Genomic DNA, 22,764 nt, shown 5'->3' on the forward strand with positions numbered 1-22,764 from the left:
GTGAGCCTCCTGGCATGAGCGAGCACACCATCCGCCTGGGCCCCTTCTCGCCGCCGCTGCAGAGCGAACGCACGGCGCTGGAGGCCGAGGCCCAGGCGCTGGGCCAGGCTGCGGGCGAGGGCCGTGCCGCCCCCGTGTCCACCCAGCCAGGCGCCGCGTTGCTGCAGGTGCAGGGGGTGAGCATCGACTACCGCACGCGCGAGCGCGTGGTGCGTGCCACGCACCGCGTGGGTTTCGACGTGCATGCGGGCGACCGCTTCGTGCTGCTCGGTGCCTCGGGCTGCGGCAAGTCCACCTTGCTCAAGTCGATTGCCGGCTTCATCGCGCCCAGCGAGGGCCAGATCCTGCTGGACGGCCGCGCCGTCACGCGGCCCGGGCCCGACCGGGTGGTGGTGTTCCAGGAGTTCGACCAGTTGCCACCGTGGAAGACGGTGCGCGACAACGTGATGTTCCCGCTGCTGGCCTCGCGCAGCGTGGGCCGCAAGGAGGCGGCCGAGCGCGCCGCGCTCTACATCGACAAGGTGGGCCTCTCGAAATTCGCCGACGTGCACCCGCACCAGCTGTCGGGCGGCATGAAGCAGCGCGTGGCCATTGCGCGCGCGCTGGCCATGCAGCCCCAGGTGCTGCTGATGGACGAGCCCTTTGCCGCGCTCGACGCCCTCACGCGCCGGCGCATGCAGGAAGAACTGCTCTCGCTGTGGGACGAGTTCCGCTTCACGCTGATCTTCGTCACGCACTCCATCGAAGAGGCGCTGGTGGTGGGCAACCGCATCGCCATCCTTTCGCCTCATCCGGGGCGGCTGCGCGCCGAGGTCAACAGCCACCAATTCGGGCTGCACAGCCTGGGCGGCACCGAGTTCCAGGCCACGGCCCAGCGCATCCACCGGCTGCTGTTCGACGAACCCGCCGCCGGTGCGGTGCCGGGATCGGTGCAGGCCGATGCCGAGGCCCTGGCGCCCGGCCGCCAAGGTGGCGTGCCGCTCATCCTCCCCCAGCGGCCCGCGGGCGCGCTGCCTTTCCAGATTTCCGTATGAGCGCTTCGTTGTTGACTCCTCCCGTGCGCCCCGAGTTCGAGCGCAGCCTGGAGCCGCTGGGCGGTATTGCGCCCGTGCAGCCGCTGCCCCTGGCCGCGCGCATCTGGCAGCAGGCCTGGGTGCGCAAGCTCGTGATCCTGGCGGTGCTGGCCGTGCTGTGGGAGGTGGTGGCGCGCTGGCAGGACAACGACCTGCTGCTGCCCACCTTCCTGCAGACCGCCAAGGCGCTGGTGGAGGGCCTGGCCTCAGGCGAGCTGATCGCCAAGACGGCGATCTCGCTGTCGGTGCTGCTCAAGGGCTATCTCGCGGGCATCTTCGGGGCCTTTGTGCTCACCACGCTGGCCGTGTCCACCCAGTTCGGGCGCGACCTGCTGTCCACGCTGACCTCCATGTTCAACCCCCTGCCGGCCATCGCGCTGCTGCCACTGGCGCTCTTGTGGTTCGGCCTGGGGCAGGGCAGCCTGGTGTTCGTGCTGATCCACTCGGTGCTGTGGCCGCTGGCGCTCAACACCTACGCAGGCTTCCAGTCCGTGCCCGAGACGCTGCGCATGGCCGGGCGCAACTACGGCCTCACCGGCATCCGCTACGTGCTGCAGATCCTGGTGCCGGCCGCGCTGCCCTCCATCCTGTCGGGCCTGAAGATCGGCTGGGCCTTTGCCTGGCGCACACTGATCGCAGCCGAGCTGGTGTTCGGCGCATCATCGGGCAAGGGGGGGCTGGGCTGGTACATCTTCCAGAACCGCAACGAGCTCTACACCGACAAGGTGTTCGCGGGCCTGGTGCTGGTGATCCTGATCGGCCTGGCGGTGGAGAGCCTGGGTTTCCACACCTTGGAGCGCCTGACCGTGCGCCGCTGGGGCGTCCAGCGCTGAGGTCAGGACAAGCCGCACGCCCTACACTCCGGGCATGTTCCGCTGGTTCCTCGTTGTCTTTCTTGCGCTGATGTTCATCAGCTGGCTCTCGCCCATGCTGCGGCGCATCGGCTTTGGCAAGCTGCCGGGCGACCTGCGCTTCCGGTGGCGGGGGCGCGAGTGGGATATCCCCCTTGCCTCCACGTTGCTGCTGAGTTTCGTGGCCAGCCTGATCGCCAAATTCATCTGAAGGACGGTTGATCAGTCGCCCGCGGTCTGCAGCGCGGCCAGGAAGGCCTTGCGCCACCAGTGCACGTCGTGCTCGCGGATGCGCGCCATGAGCTTGCCGTGCCGCGCCTGGCGCTCGGCCAGCGGCATCTGCAGCGCGTGCTGGATGCTGTCTGCCGTGCCCTGGGTGTCGTAGGGGTTCACGAGCAGGGCTTCCTTGAGCTGCTCGGCCGCGCCGGCAAAGCGCGAGAGCACCAGCACGCCGGGGTCCTCGGGGTCCTGGGCGACCACATATTCCTTGGCCACCAGGTTCATGCCGTCGCGCAGCGGCGTCACCAGGCCCACCGCCGCGGCGCGGCACAGGCCGGGCACACGCTTGCGCGCCACGGTGCGGTGGATGTAGCGCACCGGCATCCAGTCGAGTTCGCCATAGTCGCCGTTGACCGATCCGCACAGGCCTTCGAGCTCCTGGCGCAGGTCCGAGTAGGCATGCACGTCGTCGCGCGAGGGCGAGGCGATCATGATCATCGTGGCGCTGTTGCGATTCTCGGGGTAGCGGTCGAGCAGCTCGCGGTAGGCGCGCACGCGGTGCGGTATGCCCTTGGAGTAGTCGAGTCGGTCGATGCCCAGCAGCAGGCGCCGGCGCGAGTACTCGTCGCGCATGTTCTCGTAGGTTTCCACCGCGTCGGGGGCCTGCGCCAGGCGCGTGAATTCGTCCACGTCGATGCCGATGGGAAATGCCTGGACCTGCACCGTGCCGCCGAAGGCGCGCAGCCGCTGGGCGCCCACCTCCTCGGCACTGCCCTCGTTGCGCACATAGCGCGTGAAGTGCGAGACATCGGCCTCGCTCTGCAGGCCCACCAGGTCGTAGGCGAACAAGGAGCGCATCAGCCACTCGTGCTGCGGAATGGCCGCCATGATGAGCGGCGGCGGCATGGGGATGTGCAGGAAGAAGCCGATGCGCTGGCGGCAGCCCATGGCGCGCAGCTCGGCAGCCAGCGGGATCAGGTGGTAGTCGTGCACCCAGATAACATCGTCGTCGCGCAAGAGCGGCAGCAGCTTGCGCGCGAACATCTGGTTGACGCGCCGGTAGCCCGCGATGTAGCTGGCGTTGAAATCGGCCAGGTCCAGCCGGTAGTGGAACACCGGCCAGAGCACGCTGTTGCTGTAGCCCTGGTAGTAGGCGTCGTGGTCTTCGCGGCACAGGTCCACGGTGGCCAGGGTCACGGGCCCCGCCTGGCGGGTGTGCAGTTCGCCTTCTCCAGGCGTGCCGCCTTCGACGACGGTGCCACTCCAGCCGAACCAGAGCCCTCCGGTCTGGTTGAGGGCTTCGCCCAGCGCAACGGCCAGGCCGCCTGCAGCCGCCTTGCGCGGATCGGCAAGGCGGTTCGATATCACAACAAGTCGACTCATCCCGCCATCATCCCTGCGGATGGCGGCGCGGCCTGTGGGACAGGGCCGCGACCGGTGTTCAAATCACGCTGTCCCACTTGGCCGACAGGCGCACTGCGGCGTTGATCACTCCCACCATCGAGTAGGTCTGCGGGAAGTTGCCCCACATCTCCTGGGTCTCGGGGTGTGTGTCTTCCGACAGCAGGCCCAACGGGTTGCGTGCTGCGAGCATGGTCTCGAAGATGGCCCGCGCCTCGTCCTTGCGGCCGATGCGCGCCAGCGCGTCGATGCGCCAGAAGGTGCAGATGTTGAAGGCCGTCTCGGGCTTGCCGAAGTCGTCGGCGGCCTCGTAGCGGCGCATGTAGGGGCCGTCGCACAGGCTCTTTTCCATGGCCTCCACGGTGCTCACGAAGCGCGGGTCCTTGGGGTCGATCAGGCCGACCTCGGCCATCAGCAGCACGCTGGCGTCGAGCTCGTTGCCGCCAAAGCTTTCGGCAAAGGCCTGGCGCGATTCGCTCCACGACTTGGTGATGATCTCCTCCTGCATGCGCTGGGCATGGCCGTGCCAGTATGCGGCACGGTCGGGCAGGTTCAGGACGGTGGCGATCTTGGCCAGGCGGTCGCAGGCCGCCCAGCTCATGAGGGCCGAGGAGGTGTGCACCCGTGCCCGCGTGCGCAGCTCCCACATGCCTGCATCGGGCTGGCCGTACACGCGCACTGCGTTCTCGCCCACCTGTTCGAGCCGCGTGAACTCGCCCAGGCCTGCGCGGTGCAGCAGCCGGTGGTCGTGGAAGGCCTGGGCCGCACCGAGCACGATGTTGCCGTACACGTCGTGCTGGAAATGCTCGGCCGCCTGGTTGCCCACGCGCACCGGGCCCATGCCGCGGTAGCCGGCCAGCTGCGGCATCATGGATTCGGGCAGCTCGCGCTCCAGGCCGATGCCGTACAGCGGCTGGATGTGGCCGCTGCCGGCATCCACCACCACGTTGCTCAGCCAGCGCAGGTAGTCCTCCATGGTGCCGACTTCGGAGATGCTGTTGAGCGCGCGCACCACGAAGAAGGCGTCGCGCAGCCAGCAGTAGCGGTAGTCCCAGTTGCGCCCGCTGTGGGCCGACTCGGGGATGCTGGTGGTCATGGCCGCGACGATGGCGCCCGTGTCCTCGTACAGCGAGAGCTTGAGCGTGATGGCCGCACGGATCACTGCGTCCTGCCACTCCAGCGGCACGGCCAGCGCCCGGCTCCAGCCGCGCCAGTAGGAGGTGGTCTCCTGCTCGAACAGGCGCGCCGTGTCGGCGATGCCGTCGAGCAGGCTCTCGTCGGCGCCCAGGATGAAGTTGTGCTCGCGCGTGAGCACGAAGGGCTGGCCCGAGAGCACGTGCGAGACCGGTGCGTCGGTGGACAGGCGCAGCGCCATGCTGCCGCCCACGTAGCGGATGTGGTTGCTGCCGCGCGTGATCTGGGGCTCGCTCTGACCCCAGTCGTAGCGCACCTTGATGGCCACGCGGATGCGCGGCGAGCCCTGGATGGGCCGCACGCGGCGAACCAGCGTCATGGGCCGGAAGAAGCGCGAGCGGCTGAAGAAGCGCGGCGCGAAGTCGGTGATCTCCACGCCATGCCCGGCCTTGTCGAACAGCTGCGTGCGCAGGATGGCGGTATTCGGTTCGTACCACTGGTGCGCCGACGCCATGTCCTCGATCTCGATGGCGAAGTGGCTGCCCTCGTCGCCCGGCTGCAGCAGGGCGTTGAAGACCGGGTCGCCATCGAAGCGTGGCAGACAGCACCAGACCATGCGCGCATGGTTGTCGATCAGGGCGCTGATGGCGCAATTGCCGATCATGCCCAGGTTGAGCGAGCCCTGCTGCGGGTCCACGGCTGCGGTGTTGTGGTCGTTCGTGGTCGTCATCGTGCGCGCTCCCAGGAGGTTCGTGCCGCCGACAGCCAGCCGCGCAATGCGGCCGGCGTCATGCAGCGGTGGTGTGCCTGTGTCGGGCCTTCGCCCACCTTGATGCCCCAGCCGCCCAGGGCATGCACGGCGGCAAAGCCGGCTTCGTCGGTCACGTCGTCACCCGCGAAGACGGGCACGCGGCCGGCGAACGGCGGCTGGGTCATGAAGTCGGTGATGGCCTGGCCCTTGTCCACGCCGCGGGGCTTGGCTTCGAACACGAACTTGCCCTCCATGAGCTCCAGGCCGTGCACCTTGCGCAACGCAACAAGCATGGTCTCGCGGCACAGGCCCTCCAGGTGTGGTGCCAGCCGGTAGTGCAGGGCCACGCTGGCGCGCTTGGGCTCGACCAGCAGGCCGGCGTACTGCACGGCCAGTTGCGTGGCGGCCTGCAGCACGGGCTCCAGATTGGGCGGGGCGATGGCCGGGCGCGAGCCGTCGGCCAGCCGGTACTGCGATCCGTGCTCGCTGGCCACGGGCAGGCACAAGGGGTCCAGGAAATGGTCAATGTCGCTTTCGCGCCGGCCTGTGACGATGGCCAGTGCGCCATCGAGGTGCGTGCTCAGCGCCGCGAGGGTGGGTACGAGGCCCGATGAGATGCGCACGGCCTCGGGCCGGGGCGCCATCTCGGTGAGGGTGCCGTCGAAATCAAGGAAAAGCGCATGGGCTGGTGTCAGGGATGGGAGCAGCTGCATGTGGCGGCACCTTAGCAGACGGGTCGGTGCCTTGCCAGCGTGCCGCATGCCCTGTGCGGGCGCCTCGACAGCGCCCGGTTCGCGCCGCGAAGCCGCGCCAGGCTTGGGCCTGTGCGCAATGGGGCTTGCAAACCGGGCGCTGCATCCCCATTGTCACAAGATGAAAATGGCCATTTGTCTTACAAGCAGCACCACCCGCCCAGCGCACGCTGCGGCGTGCCCCACGGAGATTTTCGCGTGACCCAAGAAGCATCACCCCACATCGTCTGCCCCCACTGCCACACCACCAACCGCGTCAAGCGCGCCGACCTGGAGCAAGCCCCCGATTGCGGCAGTTGCCACCAGCCCCTGTTTGCCGGAGCGCCCGTGGCGCTCGACGGCACCTCGTTCGACAAGCACATCGGCCGCAGCCACCTGCCGGTGGTGGTGGATTTCTGGGCACCCTGGTGCGGCCCCTGCCTGCAGATGGCACCGGCCTTCGCCCAGGCCGCGCGTGACCTGGAACCCCAGGTGCAACTGGCCAAGCTCGACACCGAGGCCCACCAGGCGATCGCGGGCCGCTTCGGCATCCGCAGCATCCCGACCATGATCGTCTTCAAGGAAGGGCGCGAGGCCGCTCGCGTCTCCGGTTCTATGAACGCCAGCGACATCGCGCGCTGGGTGCGAAGCGTGGCCTGAAGTGAGCACCCCCTGAGTCGCTTCGCGCCTTCACCCCTCTCTCGCATTGCTGCGCAATGCGGGAGGGGGACGCCCCCAGCGCGGCGGGGCGGCCCTTGCGCGGGGGCGCTGGCTTGGGCCGCGCCAGTTTCCATGCGTCCCGGGTGGCGCGAGCGCATTGAATCAACAACCGGCTCCTCAGCGGACGCCCAGGGCGTGGTCCAGCGAGATGCTGCCGGCACCGCGCCCCGCCAGGTACAGCAGCAGCCCGGCCCATGACAGGTGCGTGGGCCAGGCATCCGGGTAGACGAAAACCTGGATCACCAGCGTCATGCCCAGCAGCGCCAGTGCCGACAGGCGCGTGCACAGGCCCAGCACCAGCAGCACCGGGAACGCGTGCTCGGCCACGGTGGCCATCTGCGCGGCCAGCTCAGGCGGCAGCAAGGGCAGCTTGTACTCCTCGCGGAACAGCAGGTAGGCGCTGTCCGAGATGGTGAACCAGCCCTCGACCTTGGTGCGCGCCGACAGCCAGAAGATCGCCGCGATGCCGAACCTGCTGACCAGGCCCAGAAGGCTGTGCGGGGTGAGCCAGGTGAGCGCATCGGCCAGCCGGCCCAGCCAGTGGCGCGGTCCGGCGGCGGGTACGGTGGGCGTGACCTGGGGAAATGGGGTGGTGCTCATGGGGTCACCTTGTCAACGGGGGATGGTGCGCACAGTGCGCCGGCCTGCAGCAACTGCGCCATCAGTGCGCTCAGATCGGCTCCAGGGTCTGTCTGCAATGCGCTGGCCGCGGCCAGTGCAAGGGGTTGTGCTGCAGCGCAGGCATCCATTAAGGCCATGCCTGCCCGTGGCAGCGGCATCCACTGCACGGCGCCCTCGGGGCGGGTGAGCAGCGCGCCATCGCCCTGCCAGGCCAGGTCGGCATCCATCGGCACGCCCTCGCGCTGGCGCTGCCACAGGGTGCTGGCCGGGTGCTCCTCGCTCCAGGCCCAGCGCGCGGCGGGGTGGGGCGCCAGGCACAGCCCCGCCAGGTCCTCGGGTGCCTGCCGGGCCAGCCAGCCTGCGTCGGGCACCGGCGCATCGGTGGCCAGGTGGCTCTCGGTCCAGCAGCGGTCCAGCCGCGCCACGCCGGGCAGGTAGGGCAGGCCGGCCGCAGGACCGAAGCGGTGCAGGAAGGCGGCGAAGCCTTCGCCATAGGCCATGAGCCGGCCATCGTGCGGAGGCAGGTCGCGCACGAAGCGGTCTGCCGCCGCGCGGAACCAGGGCTCGCCCACGAGCGCGCAGACGGTGGGGTAGTTGGCCTGCAGCGCGTCGATGCAGGCCTTGCGCACCGTGTTGCGGTACACGGCAAAGCCGGGTTGCGCCTGCAGGGCGGCCAGCCAGGGTGCGGCCTGCGCGGGGTGGCTGGTCGTCGGTGGCAGCAGCGCTGTGGACAGGCCGTCCTGGAAGGTGCTCAAGCGCATGACAAGACCTCCTTGGTGAGCGTTGCATGGGCACGGCCGCGCTCGGCAAGCAGCACCTCGAATGCCGGCAACTGGTCGTCGCGCTCGATCAGCGTGGGCAACGGGCCCGTGGTGGCGATCACATGCTGGTACAACGCCCACACGGCGTCGGCCACCGGGGCATCGTGGCTGTCGATCAGCAGCGCGTCGCCCAGCGCCGGGTCGGCATGGTGGCCCGCCAGGTGGATCTCGGCCACGGCATGCAAGGGGAAGGCGCCGAGGTAGTCCTCGGCGCGGGTGCCCAGGTTGTGGGCGCTGATGAACGCGTTGTTCACGTCCAGCAGCAAGGCGCAGCCGGTGCGCTGCACCAGCTCGGCCAGGAAGTCGGTCTCGGCCCAGTCATGGCCATCGATGTGCAGGTAGTGCGTGGGGTTCTCGATGGCGATGGGGCGCTGCAGCACGTCCTGCGTGCGCGCGATGTTGGCGGCAATGCGGGCCAGCGCCGCGTGGGTGCGCGGAAAGGGCAGCAGGTCCGGCAGGTAGTGGCCGCGCCAGGTGGACCAGGCCAGATGCTCGGAAACGATGGTCGGCTCGATGCGCCGCGCCAGGGCTGCCAGGCGCGCCAGGTGCACCTCGTCGGGCGGCGCGTCGGCCGCCAGCGACAGCGATACCCCGTGCAGAGCCACCGGGTGCTGCGCGCGGATGGCCTCGAGCCAGGCCAGGCGCGGACCGCCCTCGGCCAGGTAGTTCTCGGGGTGCACCTCCCACCACAGGCCCGGCTCCTTGCAATGCACGGCGTCGGTGTAGTGCTGGGGCTTGAGCCCCAGGCCGGCGGTGAGCGGCGCAGCCATGGCGGGCGGTCCTGCGGGGTGAAATCAGCTCTTCATGGGCGTCAGCGTGCCCATGCCCTTGGGCGTCTTGATCGACGCACAGGTGCCGGCGGGCACGAACTTCCAGGCGTTGGCCTGGTAGTCCACCTTGGAGGTGCCGGCGCAGGTGGTGCCGGCGCCAGCGGCGCAATCGTTCTTGCCGGCCATGGACACGCCATAACACTTCTCCATGGCGGGCTTGGCTGCGGCATCGGGGGCGGGCTTGGTCTGGGCCAGGGCAGCGCCGGAGGCCAGGGCTGCGAGTGCCAGGGCGCCGAGGGTGAGGGTGGGTGAGGTCATGGCGGGTTCTCCGTGGATGCTGAAAGGGGTTGTGGAAAGGGACAGGCAAACAGACCGGAGGACGTGCGGGATGCGCCATGGCCGCCGATCTGCGTTGTAATTCGCGCAGGCAGGCTGGCGGGTTACACCGCCGCAGAAAAAATGGGCAAAGACTTTTTTTGCCTCCGCTGTAACCCGGCGGCCCGTGGCTGCGAATACATGTCAGGGAGAGAACATGGACATCGAAGAAAGGCTGCGCGGTTTGTTGCTGTTGGGGCTGGCTGCCGATGCGGCGGCCTACCAGCGGTTTCTGAAGGAACTGAGTGCGCACCTGCGCGCGTTCCTGCGGCGCCGGCTGGCCCAGCGGCCCGACGAGGTCGAGGACCTGGTGCAGGAGACGCTGCTGGCAGTGCACAACCAGCGCCACACCTACCGGCCCGAGATGCCGGTGACGGCCTGGGCGCATGCGATCGCGCGCTACAAGCTCATCGACTGGCTGCGCTCGCACCGGGTCAAGGAAGGGCTCAACGACCCGCTGGACGATGCCAACGAGATGTTCTCGACCAGCGACAGCGATGCGGCCCAGGCCCGGCGTGACCTGGGCCAGTTGCTGCAGACGCTGCCGGACCGCCAGCGCTTGCCCATCGTGCATGTGAAGCTCGAAGGCCTGTCGGTGGTGGAGACGGCGCAACTCACGGGGCTGTCGGAATCGGCAGTCAAAATCGGCGTGCACCGGGGGCTCAAGGCCCTGGCCGCCAAGATCAGGGGAATGGCATGAGAACCGAAGAATTGATCCAGTTGCTGGCCACCGATGCCGGCCCGGTGCCGGCCCGGGCCATCGAGCGCCGCTTTGCCATGGCCTCGGTCGCCGGCATCGCCGGGGCGGCCGTGCTCATGGCCGCGGTGTTCGGCGTGCGGCACGATCTGGTGCAGACCATGGGCCTGCCCATGTTCTGGGGCAAGCTGGTGTTTGCCGCCGCGCTGGCTGCCGCCGGTATCGCCCTGCTGCGCCGCATGGCGCGCCCGGGCATGGCGGTGGGCCGTGCAGCGGCCTTGCTGGCCGTGCCCCCGCTGCTGCTGTGGGGCATGGCGGCGGGCGCCCTGTCGCAGGCCGATCCGGCCGAGCGCATGGCGCTCATCCTGGGCAGCACCTGGCGCAGTTGCCCGTTCAACATCGCGCTGCTGTCGGTTCCGGCCTTCATCGCCAGCTTCTGGGCCTTGAAGGGTGCGGCCCCCACGCGCCTGGGCTGGGCTGGAGCGGGTGCCGGCCTGCTGTCGGGTGCACTGGGGGCGCTGGTCTATGCGCTGCATTGCCCCGAAATGGCCTCTCCCTTCATCGCCGTGTGGTACCTGGCTGGCATGGCCTTGCCCACGGCGCTGGGCGCCGTGCTCGGGCCCCGCCTGCTGCGCTGGTAGCCCAGGCCCTCAGGCAGGGTTGGCGGCCAGCCACTGCGCCACGGCCTGTACGCGTGCCTGGTGGATCAGGTCGCCGACCTGCGGACCGCTCAGGCCCTTGGCGGCGGCCTTGGCTGCAATCTCGCGCGTGACCACCGACTGCGCGGCGGCCAGCACGGCCAGCAGGCGCGGGCGCTGCGGGTAGGGCTTGTCTTCCATGCCCAGGCGGCCACGCGCATCGCATTCGCAGGCCAACAGGATGTCGGGCAGCCGGCCTGGCTTGCGCAGCGCGTCGCAGCGCTCCAGCAGGCGCACCAGTGGGGCGGCAGCCAGATCGCCGCTGCGGTGGATGTTGCCGTGCTCGCGCGCCACCACGTCGGCGATCTCGCGGCAGTCCACGGGCACGCGCAGGCGCTCGGCCAGGTCCTGCAGCAGCTCGGCGCTGCGCCGCTCGTGGTCGATGTGGCGTGGCAGCACGTCAACGGGCGTCGTGCCCTTGCCCAGGTCGTGCGCCAGGCAGGCAAAGCGCACGGTGAGGGGCGCATCGAGCCGCGCCGCCATGTCCAGCACCATCATCAGGTGGATGCCGGTGTCCACCTCGGGGTGGTGCTCGGCGCGCTGGGGCACGCCCCACAGGCGTGCCACTTCGGGCAGCAGCACCTGCAAGGCGCCACACTCGCGCAGCACCTCGAACATGCGCGAGGGTTTCGCTTCCATCAGCCCGCGTGCCAGTTCCTGCCAGACGCGCTCGGGCACCAGGTGGTCCACTTCGCCCTCGGCCACCATCTGTCGCATCAGCTCCAGGGTTTCCGGCGCCACGCTGAAGTCGGTGAAGCGCGCGGCGAAGCGCGCCAGCCGCAGGATGCGCACCGGGTCTTCGCGGAAGGCATCGGTCACATGGCGCAGCAGGCGCGCCTCCAGGTCTTTCTGGCCGTGGTACGGGTCGATCAAGGTTTCCGGATCTTCGGGGCTTTGGGCGATGGCATTGATGGTCAGGTCGCGCCGCGAGAGGTCTTCCTCCAGCGTCACCTCGGGCGAGCTTTCCACCACGAAGCCGCGGTAGCCGCGCCCGCTCTTGCGTTCGGTGCGCGCCAGCGCATACTCCTCGCGCGTCTCCGGGTGCAGGAAGACCGGGAAATCGCGGCCCACGGGCAGGTAGCCCTCGGCCAGCATCTGCTCGGGCGTGGCGCCCACCACCACCCAGTCGTGGTCATTCACGGGGCGCCCGAGCAGCGCGTCGCGCACGGCGCCCCCTACCATGTAGATTTGCATGGCGGCAGTGTAGGGGAGCTGCCGGCAAGAGCGCCAATACGTTGTCAGGCCGTATAGTGCGTCCCTCACCAGCCCACGGTCGGCGCCATGTCCATCTCCTCGTCCCTCACCATCGCGCAACCCAATCCCGACGGCAGCATTCCCGTGCCCACGCCGCCCGATGCTGCCGCCAATGCCGCGGCCGAGGCCCTGCAGCGCGAAGCGCAGTTCGAGGCGATGCAGGCCCAGCTGGAGACCCTGCAGGAGATCCTGGCCAAGCCGCTCAACGAGATCCTGGCCGACCGTGACAAATTCAAGGAGACCGCCGCGGCCTGGGATTCCTTTGGTGCCATGTGGATGCTGTCGCAGCGCGCCATGAAGCGCGTCGCGCTGGACCTGGCGGCCCAGCAGGGCGTGGACGAGGACGAGGTGGTGGCCCGCGCCATGCGCCACGCCAATGCAGTGCTCAATGGCGATGGCGAGGACCTCGGCGGCATCGTCGCCCAGGTCCAACTGGCGCACATCGCGCGCCACCGGGCGCTGCTGCGCAAGCAGTTCCGGTAGGCCGCTTCTAGGAAAACACCGGCCGGAAGAAGCTGCGCTCGTAGCTGATGATGCAATCGGTCTCTTGCGCATAGCGGAAAGCGGCCTGGCAGTCAGCATCTTCCATGGACCGCTGGCGGTAGACCTCGTAGCTCGCCAGACTCTCGAAGGTGAACAGCGCCAGCGCGATGTTGTTGGCGCCCTCGCTGGGCATGAAGTAGCCGTGGTGCTGGCCGCCGAATTTCTCGACCAGCGGGATCCACAGCTTGCCGTAGTGCTCGAATTCCTTGAGCTTGGACGTGTTCAGCACGTAGCGCAGGTAGATGGTGACGGCCATGCGCTGCTCCTCAAACGTGGCGCAGGCGGTAGGGCTCCTCGAAGTCGAGGAAATCCTTCTCGGCCAGGGCACCGTCGATCCAGGCCTTCACGCCGGGCAGGGCGCGCACGCGCTGCACGTAGGCGGCGATCTGCGGTGGCAGGGGCAGGGCGTAGCTGTGCAGGCGCATGCACACGGGGGCAAAGTAGGCGTCGGCAATGGTGAACTCGCCGAACAGCAGCGGCCCGCCATGCTCTTCGAGCAGGGCACTCCACATGGCTACCAGGCGCTCCACGTCGGCGCGCACGCCGGCCTTGTCACGCCAGATCAGCGCGCCGGTCTCGGCCAGATCGGCCTCGACGTTCATGGGGCAGTTGCCGCGCAGGGCGGTGAAGCCGCTGTGCATTTCGGCACACACGCTGCGGGCGCGGGCGCGCGCCTTGGCGTCCGCAGGCCAGAGCTTCTTGTCGGGATGGGTTTCGGCCACGTACTCGGCGATGGCCAGGGTGTCCCAGACGACCAGGTCCGCGTCCACCAGCACTGGCACCTTGCCTGTGGGGCTCACGGGGCCGATGGCCCGCTTGAACTCCGAATCGGCTTCGAAACTGTCGAAGCGCACGCGGATTTCTTCAAAGTCGATGCCGGCCTGGCGCAGCAGCACCCAGGGGCGCATGGACCACGAGGAGTAATTCTTGTTACCGATGTAGAGCTTGGGCATGGTGGCACTCGGATGGTGATTGCAAAGGGAGGCAAGACTTCCATGCTAACGCTCCCCAGGAGCCTGCATCAATGACCGATGAGAGGGCTTTTGATGCAATTCATGCATCAAAGCCGAACTTGTCCCCTTTTTTGCAACGCTTGAAAACGGGGTGGTGCGGCACAATCGATGGTTTTTCGGGCAGTGCTCTCTTTCGACCCCTCTGGGTCGGTGTCGTTGATGCGGTCGTCGTCTTTTTTGTATTTTTTCTTCAGGGCCCTGTGCCTGCTGACGCTGGTGGCCGTGCTGCCCGCTGGTGCCCAGGCGGCGGCGGAGCGCGATGTGCCGGCCTCCCTCTCCGTGAAGGCTGGCGGCATGCCCATCGTGCCGTTCATGGGCATGTTCGAGGACAAGGGCCGCACGCTGGACATCGAACAGGTGCGCACCCCGGAGCACGAGGCCCGCTTCGCCTACCCGGACAATCCCCTGAAGGGCGCCGAATCGGACCGCGTGCTCTGGTTCCGTGTGCGCCTGCAACTGGCCGACCCGGCCGATGCCCTGCGCGAGTTTCTGCTGCTGGTGCCCACCGTGTCCACGCACGAACTGCGCTTTTACGGCCCTTACAACGCCCAGGGACGTGCGCTGGCCGAGCCCGTGGTGACCGGCATGCGCCACCCCTGGGCCACGCGCCCGGCGGATTCGGAACAGATGGCCTGGCGCTTCAGGCTGCCCGACGACCAGGTGTACACCGTGTACTTCCGGGTCGAATCGACCTTTGCCCGCTTCTACGCAGCCCGTGTCTGGGACCTCGCGGACTACCTGCAGGACACCCAGGACAAGCGCATGTTCGATGGCGTCTGCTATGGCCTGCTGATGGGCCTGGCGGTCTTCAGCACGGTGATGCTGCTGGTGTTCCGCGAGAGCATCTATGCCTGGTACCTGGTGTCGTGCATCGGCGCGCTGCTCGCGCTCGCGGGCTTCAACGGGCACACGCTGCGCTACCCATTCGCCCACTGGCCCGCGGCCGCGGGCTTCTTCTACAGCATGGCGCCGCCCCTGTGGGCCATTTCCAAGCTGATGTTCGGCCGCAGCCTGTTGCGCCTGGCGGACTATGCACCGCGCGTGGACAAGGTGGTGCTGGCCATGGTGGCCGCACTGGCGCTGGCGGCGGCCTATGGCCTTTGGGGCGCCCATCCGCTGTGGCTGTTCCGCCTGGTGCAGGCTTCGGTGGTGGCCTCCACGGTGGTGCTCACGGTGGGCGCCGTGATGGCCATGCGGCGGCGCTACTGGCCGGCCGTGTTGTACAGCCTGGGGGTCACCATCCTGCTCCTGGGCATCTGCGCCATCATCGTCGCCAGCTGGGGCTGGGTGGCCTGGACACCCCAGCAGATGGACATGACGCAGACCGTGCTGGTGGCCGAATCCATCGTTTTCGCGGCGGCCATGGCCTCCCGGGTGCGCCTGCTGCGCCGGTCCGAGGAAGCGCTGACCGTGCGCACCCAGGAACTGGTCGAGGCCCTGGGCACCGATGCGCTCACCGGCGCCGCCAACCGCGCGGGCCTGACCAGCCATGGCGAGGCCGCGGTGCGCGCCGGCCAGCCCTTTGCCCTGCTGTTGCTGGACCTCGATGGTTTCAAGGGCGTCAACGACACTTATGGCCACGCCGCGGGCGACGCCGTGCTGGTGGCCATGGTGCGCCGCCTGCGCACCCAACTGCGCTCGGGTGACCTGGTGGCGCGTCTGGGCGGTGACGAATTCGCGGTGTTGATCGCCGGCAGCCCGCCGCGCGAGGTGATCGCCGCCATGGCCCGGCGCATGGCCGCCAGCGCCGCCGAGCCCCTGGCCTTCGAAGGCCGCTCTCTGGTGGTGGGCATGAGCCTGGGCATCGCCTGCCACCCCGCGGATGGCAGTACCCTGGCCGAACTGTTGCGCGCCGCCGACAGCGCCATGTACACCTGCAAGCGCCGCCCCGAAGGCGGAGACTGCTACGCATTCGCCTCGGAACTGCAGGCAGGCTGAGCCTTTCTGGGGCCCAATTCGTCACCGGCCATGAAAAAGGGCGCACACCCATACCAGGGCCACCGTGGAACCGGCTTTGCCAGGCCAGGGGTGGCGCGTCCCCCTGGGGGGAAGGCGCGAAGCGCCTCAGGGGGGCCGTCTAGACAGGCCAGACGACGCCGTTATCGTTCAGGATCGCGTCCAGCGGCGCATCCCAGGATTCCGGCTCGAACTCGTCCAGGTAGCCATTGGTGAAGCCCAGGCCCACGGTGAAGGGCTTGGGCTGCAGCGTGGCCAGGGTGCGGTCGTAGAAGCCGCCGCCATAGCCCAGCCGGTAGCCGCCGGGCGCATAGCCCACGCAGGGCACGAACAGCAGGGTGGGCACGATGACCTCGGTGTCCTTGGGTTTGGGGATGCCGTAGGCATCCTCTTCCATCGGGCAGCCGGGGTACCAGGCGTGGAAGGTCAAGGTCTTGTGCTGCTTGTTGACCACCGGCAGGCCGATGCGGCGCAGCTGTGGCTCGTCCAGCAGTTCGCCATCTTCCTTCCAGCGGTGCAGGGCGGGCAGCGGGTCGAACTCCCCCTTGATGGGCCAGTAGGCGCCGATCACCGTGTCGGGCCGGTTCACCAGCCAGATGCGCATCACTTGCTGTAACAAATCGGCCCGATGTAACCGATCTGGCAAATTCAGGCGTTCTTCTATCAAGGCGCGCCGCAGGGCTGCTTTGTCCATCAGATAATTCCCCCATGCAATTGACTCAGATTCTGACACCGCTGCTGGTCAGCGCCTTGCTGGCCACTGCCGCGCCCCTTGTCCAGGCGCAAACCAAGGCCGACGATACCCTGCTGGAGATGCAGCAGGCGTTCAAGCGCGGCGACCGCAAGAAACTCGAGCAATTGTTGCCCGCCGCGCGCGGCCACGTGCTCGAGCCCTGGGCCGGATACTGGGAGCTCAAGCTGCGCCTGGGCGAGGCACCGCCCTCGGAGATCCAGTCCTTCATGCAGCGCTATGCCGGCAGCTACCAGGAAGACCGCATGCGCAATGACTGGCTGCTGCTGCTGGGCCAGCGGCGCGACTGGGCGCAGTTCGCCGAGCAGCACCCGAGCTACCGCATGTCCGACGACCGCGAGGTGCGCTGCTATGCGCTGTTGATCGACGACATCAAGGGCAGCCCCCAGCCCGGGGCCGCCGAGGACATCAAGCGCAACTGGTATGCCTTGCGTGATGGCGACGACGGCTGCACCCATGCGGCCAGCCAGTTCTACGCGACCAAGAAGATCAGCGCCCTGGACGTCTGGCGCAAGGCGCGCTTCGCGGTGGACGCCAACCGGCCCCGCGTGGCCCGCAATGCGGTGGAGATCGTCGCCCCCGATGCCGTGGCCCAGGTCAAGGAGCTCATGGACGCACCCACCAAGTACCTCACGGCCCGTGCCACGGCCCGGGGCCAGGTGCGACAGGAGCTGGTGACGCTGGCCCTGATCAAGCTCGCCGCCGGCGATCCGGACAACGCCGCAGCCCAGCTCGACGGCAAGTGGGGCGTGCACCTCTCGCCCGAGGAGCGCAACTGGGTCTGGGGCGTGATCGGCAAGCAACTGGCCCAGAAGCTGTCGACCGAAGCCAATGGCCATTTCGCCAAGATCACCCGGGATGCCGACCTCAACGACGACCTGCTGGGCTGGAAGGTGCGCGCCGCCCTGCGCGCCGGCCAGTGGAAGGTGGTGCGCAAGGCCATCGATGCCATGAGCGAGGAAGGCCGCCAGGACAGCACCTGGGTGTACTGGAAGGCCCGCTCCCTGCTGGCCGGCAAACCGAGCGAGGCCGAGCGCGCCGAAGCCCGCCAGCTGCTCGAAGGCATTGCCAGCACGCGCGGCTTCTACGAGCAACTGGCCACGGAGGAACTGGGCCAGCGCATCACCATGCCGCCGGCACCCACCCCGCTCACGCCCGAGGAAAAAGCGGCTGCGCGCGCCAACCCGGGCCTGAACCGCGGCCTGTACGCGATCTTCCTGGGCCTGCGCGCCGAAGGCGTGCGCGAGTGGAACTACGCCACCAACCTGCATGTGCCAGGGGGCATGCCGGACCGCGAATTGCTGGCCGCCGCCGACTTCGCCTGCGCACGCGAGGTCTGGGACCGTTGCATCAACACCAGCGAGCGCACGCGCAGCGTGATCGAGACCAGCCAGCGCTTTCCCACGCCGTTCCGCGCTGCCGTGGTCGAGCGCGCCACCGGCATCGGGCTGGACCCGGCCTATGTCTATGGCCTGATCCGCCAGGAAAGCCGCTTCATCATGGATGCGCGCTCGCACGTGGGCGCCTCGGGCCTGATGCAGGTGATGCCCGCCACGGCGCGCTGGACGGCCAAGAAGATCGGCATGAACAACTTCACGGCCGACCAGATCAACGACCGCGACACCAACATCGCCATCGGCACGGCCTACCTCAAGCTCGCGCTCGACGATTTCGCGGGCTCCATGCCCATGGCCGCAGCCGCCTACAACGCCGGTCCTGGCCGGCCACGCAGTTGGCGCAACGGCCCGGTGCTCGATGCCGCCATCTGGGCCGAGAACGTGCCCTTCGGCGAAACCCGCGACTACGTGAAGAAGGTGCTCGCCAACACCACCAACTATGCTGCCATGCTCACCGGCCAGCCCCAGTCGCTCAAGGGTCGGCTGGGCACCATCGGCCCGCGCGACGCCGCCGCGCCCGAGGTGAACAAGGATCTCCCGTAAGCAGCAGAACGGCCCCCTCGGGGGCCGTTCCGTTTCAGACTTCCGACCACATCCGCAGCAGGTTGTGGTATTGGCCCGTGAGGGTCACGGTTTCCTCGGTCTCGCCCAAACGCCCCCGCAGCTTCTGGATGGTCTGGTCCAGCTCGAACAGCATGGCGCGGCGCGCGTCGTCGCGCACCATGCTCTGCACCCAGAAGAACGAGCACACGCGCTCGCCGCGCGTGACCGGCTCCACGCGGTGCAGGCTGGTCGAGGGGTAGAGGATCAGGTCGCCAGCGGGCAGCTTGACCTCGTGCGCGCCATAGGTGTCCACCACCACCAGCTCGCCCCCTTCGTAGTCCTCGGGTTCGCACAGGAACAGCGTGCACGACAGATCGGTGCGCAGCGCCGCCCCATGGGGCAGGGGGCGCATGGCACCGTCGACGTGCAGGCCATAGGTCTCGCCGCCCGCGTAGCGGTTGAACAGCGGCGGCACGGCGCGCAGCGGCAGCGCAGCGGCGAAGTACAGGGGATGCGCGGACAGCGCCTGCTGAATGAGGCGCCCCTGCTCCAGCGCCACGGGCGAGTTCTCGGGCAGTTGGCGGTTGTGCTTGACCCGCGCGCCCTGTGCGCCCACGGTGGCCCGGCCGTCCACCCAGTCGGCCGCATCGATGGCCGCGCGCATGGCGCGCACCTGCTCGGGCGTGAGGACGTTGGGGATGTGCAGCATCATGGCAAATGTCTCCAGAAACGGGAAGGCCCCGGGGTTGCCGGGGCCCTTGGATGGTAGGCAGCTTTTCAGGCGGTCATCTTGCGTTCGATCAGAACGTGAAGTTGGCCGTCAGGCGTGCCGAACGGGGGATGCCTGGCGTATAGCGATAGCCGCTCTTGTTGATGGCGGCCACATAGTCCTTGTCGGCCAGGTTGTACACGTTGAGCTGGATGTCCAGGTTCTTGTTGATGCGGTAGGAGGCCATGGCATCGAAGACCCAGTAGGCCTCGGTGTAGGCAGGCGTGCCCACGGCGCCGTCGGTGCCGCGCAGCAGCTTGCCGGCATAGCGTGCGCCGCCGCCGATCGTCACGCCGAAGGGCAGGCGGTAGGTGGTCCACAGCGAGAAGGCGCTCTTGGGCGTGTAGGCCAGTGCGGTGCTGCCATCGGCCGTCTTGGGCGCGCCGCTGAGCACCTTGGTGTCCATGGTGGTGTAGCCCGCGCTCAGCGACCAGTCGTTGGTGATGGCGCCGATGGCGGTCAGCTCCAGTCCTTGCACGCGCTTCTTGCCGGTCTGCACGAAGTTGGCGGCGTTGGTCGGGTCGGTCTCGATGTCGTTGGAGACATCGGTGCGGTACACCGCGCCCGCCAGGGCCAGGCGGCCGCCCAGTACGTCCCACTTGGTGCCGACCTCGATGGTCTTGGCCTTCTGCGGCTCGAACTTGGGGTTGGCCGCGTTGTTGGCGGCTGCGCTCAGCTGGTTGTTGGCACCGCCCGGGGGCTGGGCCGAGGTGGCGTACAGCGCGTACACGCTGCCGTTGCTGGCAGGCTTGTAGACCACACCGAGCTTGGCGCCGATGAGCGTGTCCGACAGGCTGACCGACGAGGGTGTGAGCACGCCGGCTGGCAGCGCGCCCTGCGTCACGGCGTCGAAGTCGGTCTTGAAGCGGTCCACGCGCAGGCCGCCCGTGACCTGCCACTCGGGCGACAGTTTGGCGGTGTCGAACAGGTAGGCCGCCACGGTGTTGGTCACGCCCTTGGACCAGGCGCCGTTGGCGATGCGGTTGAAGCCCGCCACATTCGGGTTGGGGTTGTACAGGTTGGCTGCAGGCAGCGAACCGGCGGGCGCATACGTGGTGTTCACGCTGGCAAAGCCCTGGCCGTAGTAGCCCAGGTTGGTCTGCTCCTCGCGCGACAGCTCGAGCCCGGCCGCCAAGTCATGCTGCACCGAACCGGTGTTCACGGTGGTGGTCAGGCTGGTCTGGTTGACGGCGATCTTGTTGACCTGGTTGACGTTGGTCGGCAGGTTGCGCGTCACGGTCCAGGTGGACGGATCGTTCGGGTTCGGCGTGGCCAGCAGGGCCGAGGCGGCCGTGAGCGCACCGGTGGCCGGGAAGCCGCCGCCCATGAAGGCCGTCAGCCGGTAGTCGTTGTGCGTGCGGCCGAAGCGCGTGGTGTTGCGCAGCTTCGTGCCCGAGGCGAAGTCGTGCTCGATGCGCGCCGTGACCATGTCCATGTCCACGTCCGCATAGTCCGAGGTCGTGCCATAGAAGCTGCTCGAATCCACGCGCGCCGCGGTGTTCAGGAAGGGGCGGCGGTTGGCAAGGGCCAGTGCATCCGGCGAGGTGTAGCCGGGCAGGCCGATGGTGGGCACGCCGCCATCGGGCATGTTGTCCTGCTTGACGTGCAGGTAGTTCAGGAACACGCGGGTGGGCGAGTTCAGGCCCAGGGCCAGCGAGGGCGCCACGCCCCAGCGCTTGTTCTTGACCAGGTCGCGGCCGGCCACGCCGGAGTCCTCGGTCATCACGTTCAGGCGGAAAGCGGCGCCGGGGTAGGCTTCCAGGGCCTTGTTCCAGTCCACCGTGCCGCGCTTGTAGGAGGCGCTGCCCGCGCCCAGCGAGGCTGCGAAGCTGTTTTCCAGCGTGGGCTGCTTGCTCACCAGGTTGATGGCGCCCGTGGGGGCCGTGCGGCCGTTGTCGGTGCCGGCCGGGCCCTTGACCACTTCGACCTGCTGGATGTTGAACACGTCGCGCGAGACCGCGCCCAGGTCGCGCACACCATCGACGAAGATGCTGCTGGAGCTGTCGAAGCCGCGCATGTAGATCGCGTCGCCGGTGCTGGTGTTGCCGTTCTCGCCCAGGAAGAAGGTGCTGGCGCCGGGGGTGTTGCGCAGGGCTTCGGTCAGGGTCGAGGCGGCCTGCTCGCGCAGCACCTGCTCCTTGACGACGGAGATGGTCTGGGGCGTGTCCAGCAGCGGCTGGGTGAACTTGGGCGAGGAAACGGTGCCGGCCTTGTAGCCCGCATCGCCCGCCGATTCGACCTTGACCTCCGGCAGGGTGCCGCTGGAGGCGGTCTGCGCCTGGACCGGCATGCCCAGTGCCACGAGGGCCGCTGCTGCGGCCATGCCGACGGGGGTGACGCGCGCGCCCGCGGCGGGGTGTTTGCGGCTCTTGATGTATGTAGTGTTGTGCGCCATGAAAGGTCCGTAGGAGTGAGAAACCGGAACTTGGCTGGCTACAGGGACTACATACAGGAGCGCGCGGCAAAAGCTGCTGCTGCCGCGGGTGTCGGTCGGTGTTGGCTGGCTGAGAACCCGCGCAGCCGAACATGCAGAAGGCTTGCAGGAATGTCAAATGATAACAATTATCATTTGATGGTGGTTACATCTGGCTGCAATGGAGCCCGTGGGCTGGCCAAAAAGTGGCCCGATGTGGCACCGTGGCAACATGCCGAGGTGCGGCAGGGCGCGCAGGCGCGGCCTGCGGGTCTTCAGGCGTTGTGCAGCATGTCGCCCCGGCGCATGGCGGCTCCCGAGCGGACCAGTTCGTCCATCAGGCCGGCGAGCCATTCGCCCTCCGCCTGGTCGGCGAAATGCCGGTTGCGCAGCATGCCGAAGTAGGGCGTGGCCTGTGTCCAGGACCGGAGGTCGGCCAGGCTGATCTGCTGCCATTCGAGCAGCTTGTACTTGAGCAGTACCTTGGCGGCGTAGAGCGCATGCTTGGGCGGGTTGCGCACGAAGCCGTCGAGCCGGCGGCGTGCGCCCTCGATGGCGCGCGGCGCATCGGCGAACACCGGGCCGTGGCCCGGTATCACGGTGCGCGGCGCCAGGCGCTCGATCAGGTCCAGCGTGGCACCCACCTGGGCAAAGGCGTCTTCGCCTTCGAGTTCGGGGAAGACCACGCCGAAGCCGTTCTCCCACAGTGCGTCGGCCGAGATCAGGATCGCATCGCGCGGCTCGAACAGCACGATGGAATGCGTGTCGTGCCCCGGCGCGGCATGCACCTGCCAGGTGCGGTCGCCCAGCAGCACGCAGGAGCCCGGGTCCAGCAGGGTGTCGGCGCGGAACGGCGGGCATTGCTGGCCGGTGGGCGTGTAGCTCAGGGCATAGGCGTCCCACTGGCGCACGTGCCGGGCCTGGCCGGGCGGTATGGACGTGAGCACGCGCGGCCAGGCCTTTTGCAGTGCGGCGTTGCCGCCGCAGTGGTCGCTGTGCAGGTGGGTGTTGAGCACCCGGTCCAGCGGCCTGCCGCCCAGGGCTGCCTGCACCAGCGCCACCGTCTGCTCGGCATGGCTGCAGTAGCCGGTGTCCACCACGGCCGTGTCATGGTGGCCGATGAACAGAATGTTGTTGGCCGACAGCCAGCCGCGTTCCAGCACGGCGATTTCAGGGGGCAGAAAGGGCGTGGCAGAGGCTGGCGTGGACATCGGGAAGGGACTGGCAGATGGCATGGCGCAGCGGATGACCCGCTGCTGCGAT

At 68.4% G+C, this 22,764-nt stretch carries 23 protein-coding genes; 9 read left to right on the forward strand and 14 right to left on the reverse strand.

The window, feature by feature from the left end:
• Positions 1-14 precede the first annotated feature (14 nt).
• From PMI14_RS17320 to PMI14_RS17330, 3 genes are read left to right on the forward strand one after another with little or no spacing between them, the layout of a single operon-like run.
• Positions 15-1,034, forward strand: a complete 1,020-nt coding sequence (locus PMI14_RS17320; RefSeq protein WP_007856528.1) for an ABC transporter ATP-binding protein — start codon at positions 15-17, stop codon at positions 1,032-1,034.
• Positions 1,031-1,906 (forward strand): ABC transporter permease, encoded by an 876-nt coding sequence (locus PMI14_RS17325; protein WP_007856529.1) that lies wholly within the window; start codon positions 1,031-1,033, stop codon positions 1,904-1,906. The genes PMI14_RS17320 and PMI14_RS17325 overlap by 4 nt, the downstream gene beginning before the upstream one ends.
• A 34-nt stretch (positions 1,907-1,940) precedes the next feature.
• Positions 1,941-2,135 carry a DUF2905 domain-containing protein gene (locus PMI14_RS17330; protein WP_007856530.1) on the forward strand — a complete coding sequence of 65 codons (195 nt, stop codon included), beginning with the start codon at positions 1,941-1,943 and terminating at the stop codon, positions 2,133-2,135.
• Between the two features lie 11 nt (positions 2,136-2,146).
• Here the strand turns inward: PMI14_RS17330 and otsA are convergent, their stop codons facing one another.
• Genes otsA through otsB form a run of 3 tightly spaced genes read right to left on the reverse strand, consistent with a single transcriptional unit; the run spans position 2,147 to position 6,142 of the window.
• Positions 2,147-3,526, reverse strand: a complete 1,380-nt coding sequence (gene otsA / locus PMI14_RS17335; protein ID WP_007856531.1) for an alpha,alpha-trehalose-phosphate synthase (UDP-forming) — start codon at positions 3,524-3,526, stop codon at positions 2,147-2,149.
• A 58-nt stretch (positions 3,527-3,584) separates the two neighbouring features.
• Complete coding sequence (locus PMI14_RS17340; RefSeq protein ID WP_007856532.1) at positions 3,585-5,408, reverse strand: glycoside hydrolase family 15 protein; 1,824 nt, start codon at positions 5,406-5,408, stop codon at positions 3,585-3,587.
• The gene (gene otsB / locus PMI14_RS17345) at positions 5,405-6,142 is read right to left on the reverse strand and encodes a trehalose-phosphatase (RefSeq protein WP_007856533.1); all 738 of its coding nucleotides are present in this window, start codon (positions 6,140-6,142) and stop codon (positions 5,405-5,407) included. Before otsB ends, PMI14_RS17340 begins: the two co-directional genes overlap by 4 nt.
• A gap of 237 nt (positions 6,143-6,379) precedes the next feature.
• On the opposite strand from otsB, the gene trxC reads away from it, so the two are divergent.
• A complete protein-coding gene (gene trxC, locus PMI14_RS17350; protein WP_007856534.1) occupies positions 6,380-6,820 on the forward strand; it encodes a thioredoxin TrxC in 441 nt (146 codons plus the stop codon).
• A gap of 177 nt (positions 6,821-6,997) precedes the next feature.
• Here the strand turns inward: trxC and PMI14_RS17355 are convergent, their stop codons facing one another.
• The 4 genes from PMI14_RS17355 to PMI14_RS17370 are packed head-to-tail and all read right to left on the reverse strand — an operon-like array spanning position 6,998 to position 9,410.
• Entirely contained in the window at positions 6,998-7,480 is a 483-nt protein-coding gene (locus PMI14_RS17355) for a DoxX family protein (RefSeq protein WP_007856536.1), read from the reverse strand.
• On the reverse strand, positions 7,477-8,262 hold the full coding sequence (locus PMI14_RS17360; protein WP_007856537.1) for a DNA-binding domain-containing protein: 786 nt from the start codon (positions 8,260-8,262) through the stop codon (positions 7,477-7,479). Before PMI14_RS17360 ends, PMI14_RS17355 begins: the two co-directional genes overlap by 4 nt.
• Positions 8,253-9,092, reverse strand: a complete 840-nt coding sequence (locus tag PMI14_RS17365; RefSeq protein WP_007856538.1) for a DUF692 domain-containing protein — start codon at positions 9,090-9,092, stop codon at positions 8,253-8,255. The genes PMI14_RS17360 and PMI14_RS17365 overlap by 10 nt, the downstream gene beginning before the upstream one ends.
• A gap of 24 nt (positions 9,093-9,116) precedes the next feature.
• Positions 9,117-9,410 carry a DUF2282 domain-containing protein gene (locus PMI14_RS17370; RefSeq protein ID WP_007856539.1) on the reverse strand — a complete coding sequence of 98 codons (294 nt, stop codon included), beginning with the start codon at positions 9,408-9,410 and terminating at the stop codon, positions 9,117-9,119.
• 214 nt (positions 9,411-9,624) lie between these two features.
• On the opposite strand from PMI14_RS17370, the gene PMI14_RS17375 reads away from it, so the two are divergent.
• Together PMI14_RS17375 and PMI14_RS17380 are read left to right on the forward strand one after the other, a co-directional pair.
• Positions 9,625-10,167, forward strand: a complete 543-nt coding sequence (locus PMI14_RS17375) for a sigma-70 family RNA polymerase sigma factor (protein WP_007856540.1) — start codon at positions 9,625-9,627, stop codon at positions 10,165-10,167.
• Positions 10,164-10,805, forward strand: a complete 642-nt coding sequence (locus PMI14_RS17380; protein ID WP_007856541.1) for a DUF1109 domain-containing protein — start codon at positions 10,164-10,166, stop codon at positions 10,803-10,805. Before PMI14_RS17375 ends, PMI14_RS17380 begins: the two co-directional genes overlap by 4 nt.
• A 9-nt stretch (positions 10,806-10,814) precedes the next feature.
• On the opposite strand, the gene PMI14_RS17385 is transcribed toward PMI14_RS17380, so the two are convergent.
• Complete coding sequence (locus PMI14_RS17385) at positions 10,815-12,056, reverse strand: multifunctional CCA addition/repair protein (RefSeq protein WP_007856542.1); 1,242 nt, start codon at positions 12,054-12,056, stop codon at positions 10,815-10,817.
• 87 nt (positions 12,057-12,143) lie between these two features.
• On the opposite strand from PMI14_RS17385, the gene PMI14_RS17390 reads away from it, so the two are divergent.
• Positions 12,144-12,599 (forward strand): hypothetical protein, encoded by a 456-nt coding sequence (locus PMI14_RS17390; protein WP_007856543.1) that lies wholly within the window; start codon positions 12,144-12,146, stop codon positions 12,597-12,599.
• Positions 12,600-12,606: 7 nt separating this feature from the next.
• Here PMI14_RS17390 and PMI14_RS17395 read toward each other — a convergent pair whose 3' ends face one another.
• Both PMI14_RS17395 and PMI14_RS17400 read right to left on the reverse strand, forming a co-directional pair.
• Positions 12,607-12,915 (reverse strand): NIPSNAP family protein, encoded by a 309-nt coding sequence (locus tag PMI14_RS17395; protein WP_007856544.1) that lies wholly within the window; start codon positions 12,913-12,915, stop codon positions 12,607-12,609.
• Between the two features lie 10 nt (positions 12,916-12,925).
• Positions 12,926-13,612, reverse strand: a complete 687-nt coding sequence (locus PMI14_RS17400) for a glutathione S-transferase family protein (RefSeq protein ID WP_007856545.1) — start codon at positions 13,610-13,612, stop codon at positions 12,926-12,928.
• 219 nt (positions 13,613-13,831) lie between these two features.
• Here PMI14_RS17400 and PMI14_RS17405 point away from each other — a divergent pair, with 219 nt between their 5' ends.
• Positions 13,832-15,610, forward strand: coding sequence for a diguanylate cyclase (locus PMI14_RS17405; RefSeq protein ID WP_007856546.1), 1,779 nt, complete (start codon positions 13,832-13,834; stop codon positions 15,608-15,610).
• Between the two features lie 139 nt (positions 15,611-15,749).
• Here the strand turns inward: PMI14_RS17405 and PMI14_RS17410 are convergent, their stop codons facing one another.
• The gene (locus PMI14_RS17410; RefSeq protein WP_007856547.1) at positions 15,750-16,322 is read right to left on the reverse strand and encodes a 5-formyltetrahydrofolate cyclo-ligase; all 573 of its coding nucleotides are present in this window, start codon (positions 16,320-16,322) and stop codon (positions 15,750-15,752) included.
• Between the two features lie 14 nt (positions 16,323-16,336).
• Between PMI14_RS17410 and PMI14_RS17415 the strand changes: the two genes are divergently transcribed.
• Positions 16,337-18,319 (forward strand): lytic transglycosylase domain-containing protein, encoded by a 1,983-nt coding sequence (locus PMI14_RS17415; RefSeq protein WP_007856548.1) that lies wholly within the window; start codon positions 16,337-16,339, stop codon positions 18,317-18,319.
• A 34-nt stretch (positions 18,320-18,353) separates the two neighbouring features.
• On the opposite strand, the gene PMI14_RS17420 is transcribed toward PMI14_RS17415, so the two are convergent.
• The 3 genes from PMI14_RS17420 to PMI14_RS17430 all read right to left on the reverse strand — a co-directional run bounded on the left by PMI14_RS17420 (position 18,354) and on the right by PMI14_RS17430 (position 22,712).
• The gene (locus PMI14_RS17420; protein ID WP_007856549.1) at positions 18,354-19,031 is read right to left on the reverse strand and encodes a Fe2+-dependent dioxygenase; all 678 of its coding nucleotides are present in this window, start codon (positions 19,029-19,031) and stop codon (positions 18,354-18,356) included.
• Between the two features lie 88 nt (positions 19,032-19,119).
• A complete protein-coding gene (locus PMI14_RS17425) occupies positions 19,120-21,483 on the reverse strand; it encodes a catecholate siderophore receptor Fiu (RefSeq protein WP_007856550.1) in 2,364 nt (787 codons plus the stop codon).
• A gap of 293 nt (positions 21,484-21,776) precedes the next feature.
• On the reverse strand, positions 21,777-22,712 hold the full coding sequence (locus PMI14_RS17430) for an MBL fold metallo-hydrolase (protein ID WP_007856552.1): 936 nt from the start codon (positions 22,710-22,712) through the stop codon (positions 21,777-21,779).
• Between the last annotated feature and the right edge of the window lie 52 nt (positions 22,713-22,764).

The sequence above is a fragment of the Acidovorax sp. CF316 genome, from assembly GCF_000276605.1.
Classification (GTDB): Bacteria; Pseudomonadota; Gammaproteobacteria; order Burkholderiales; family Burkholderiaceae_C; genus Acidovorax.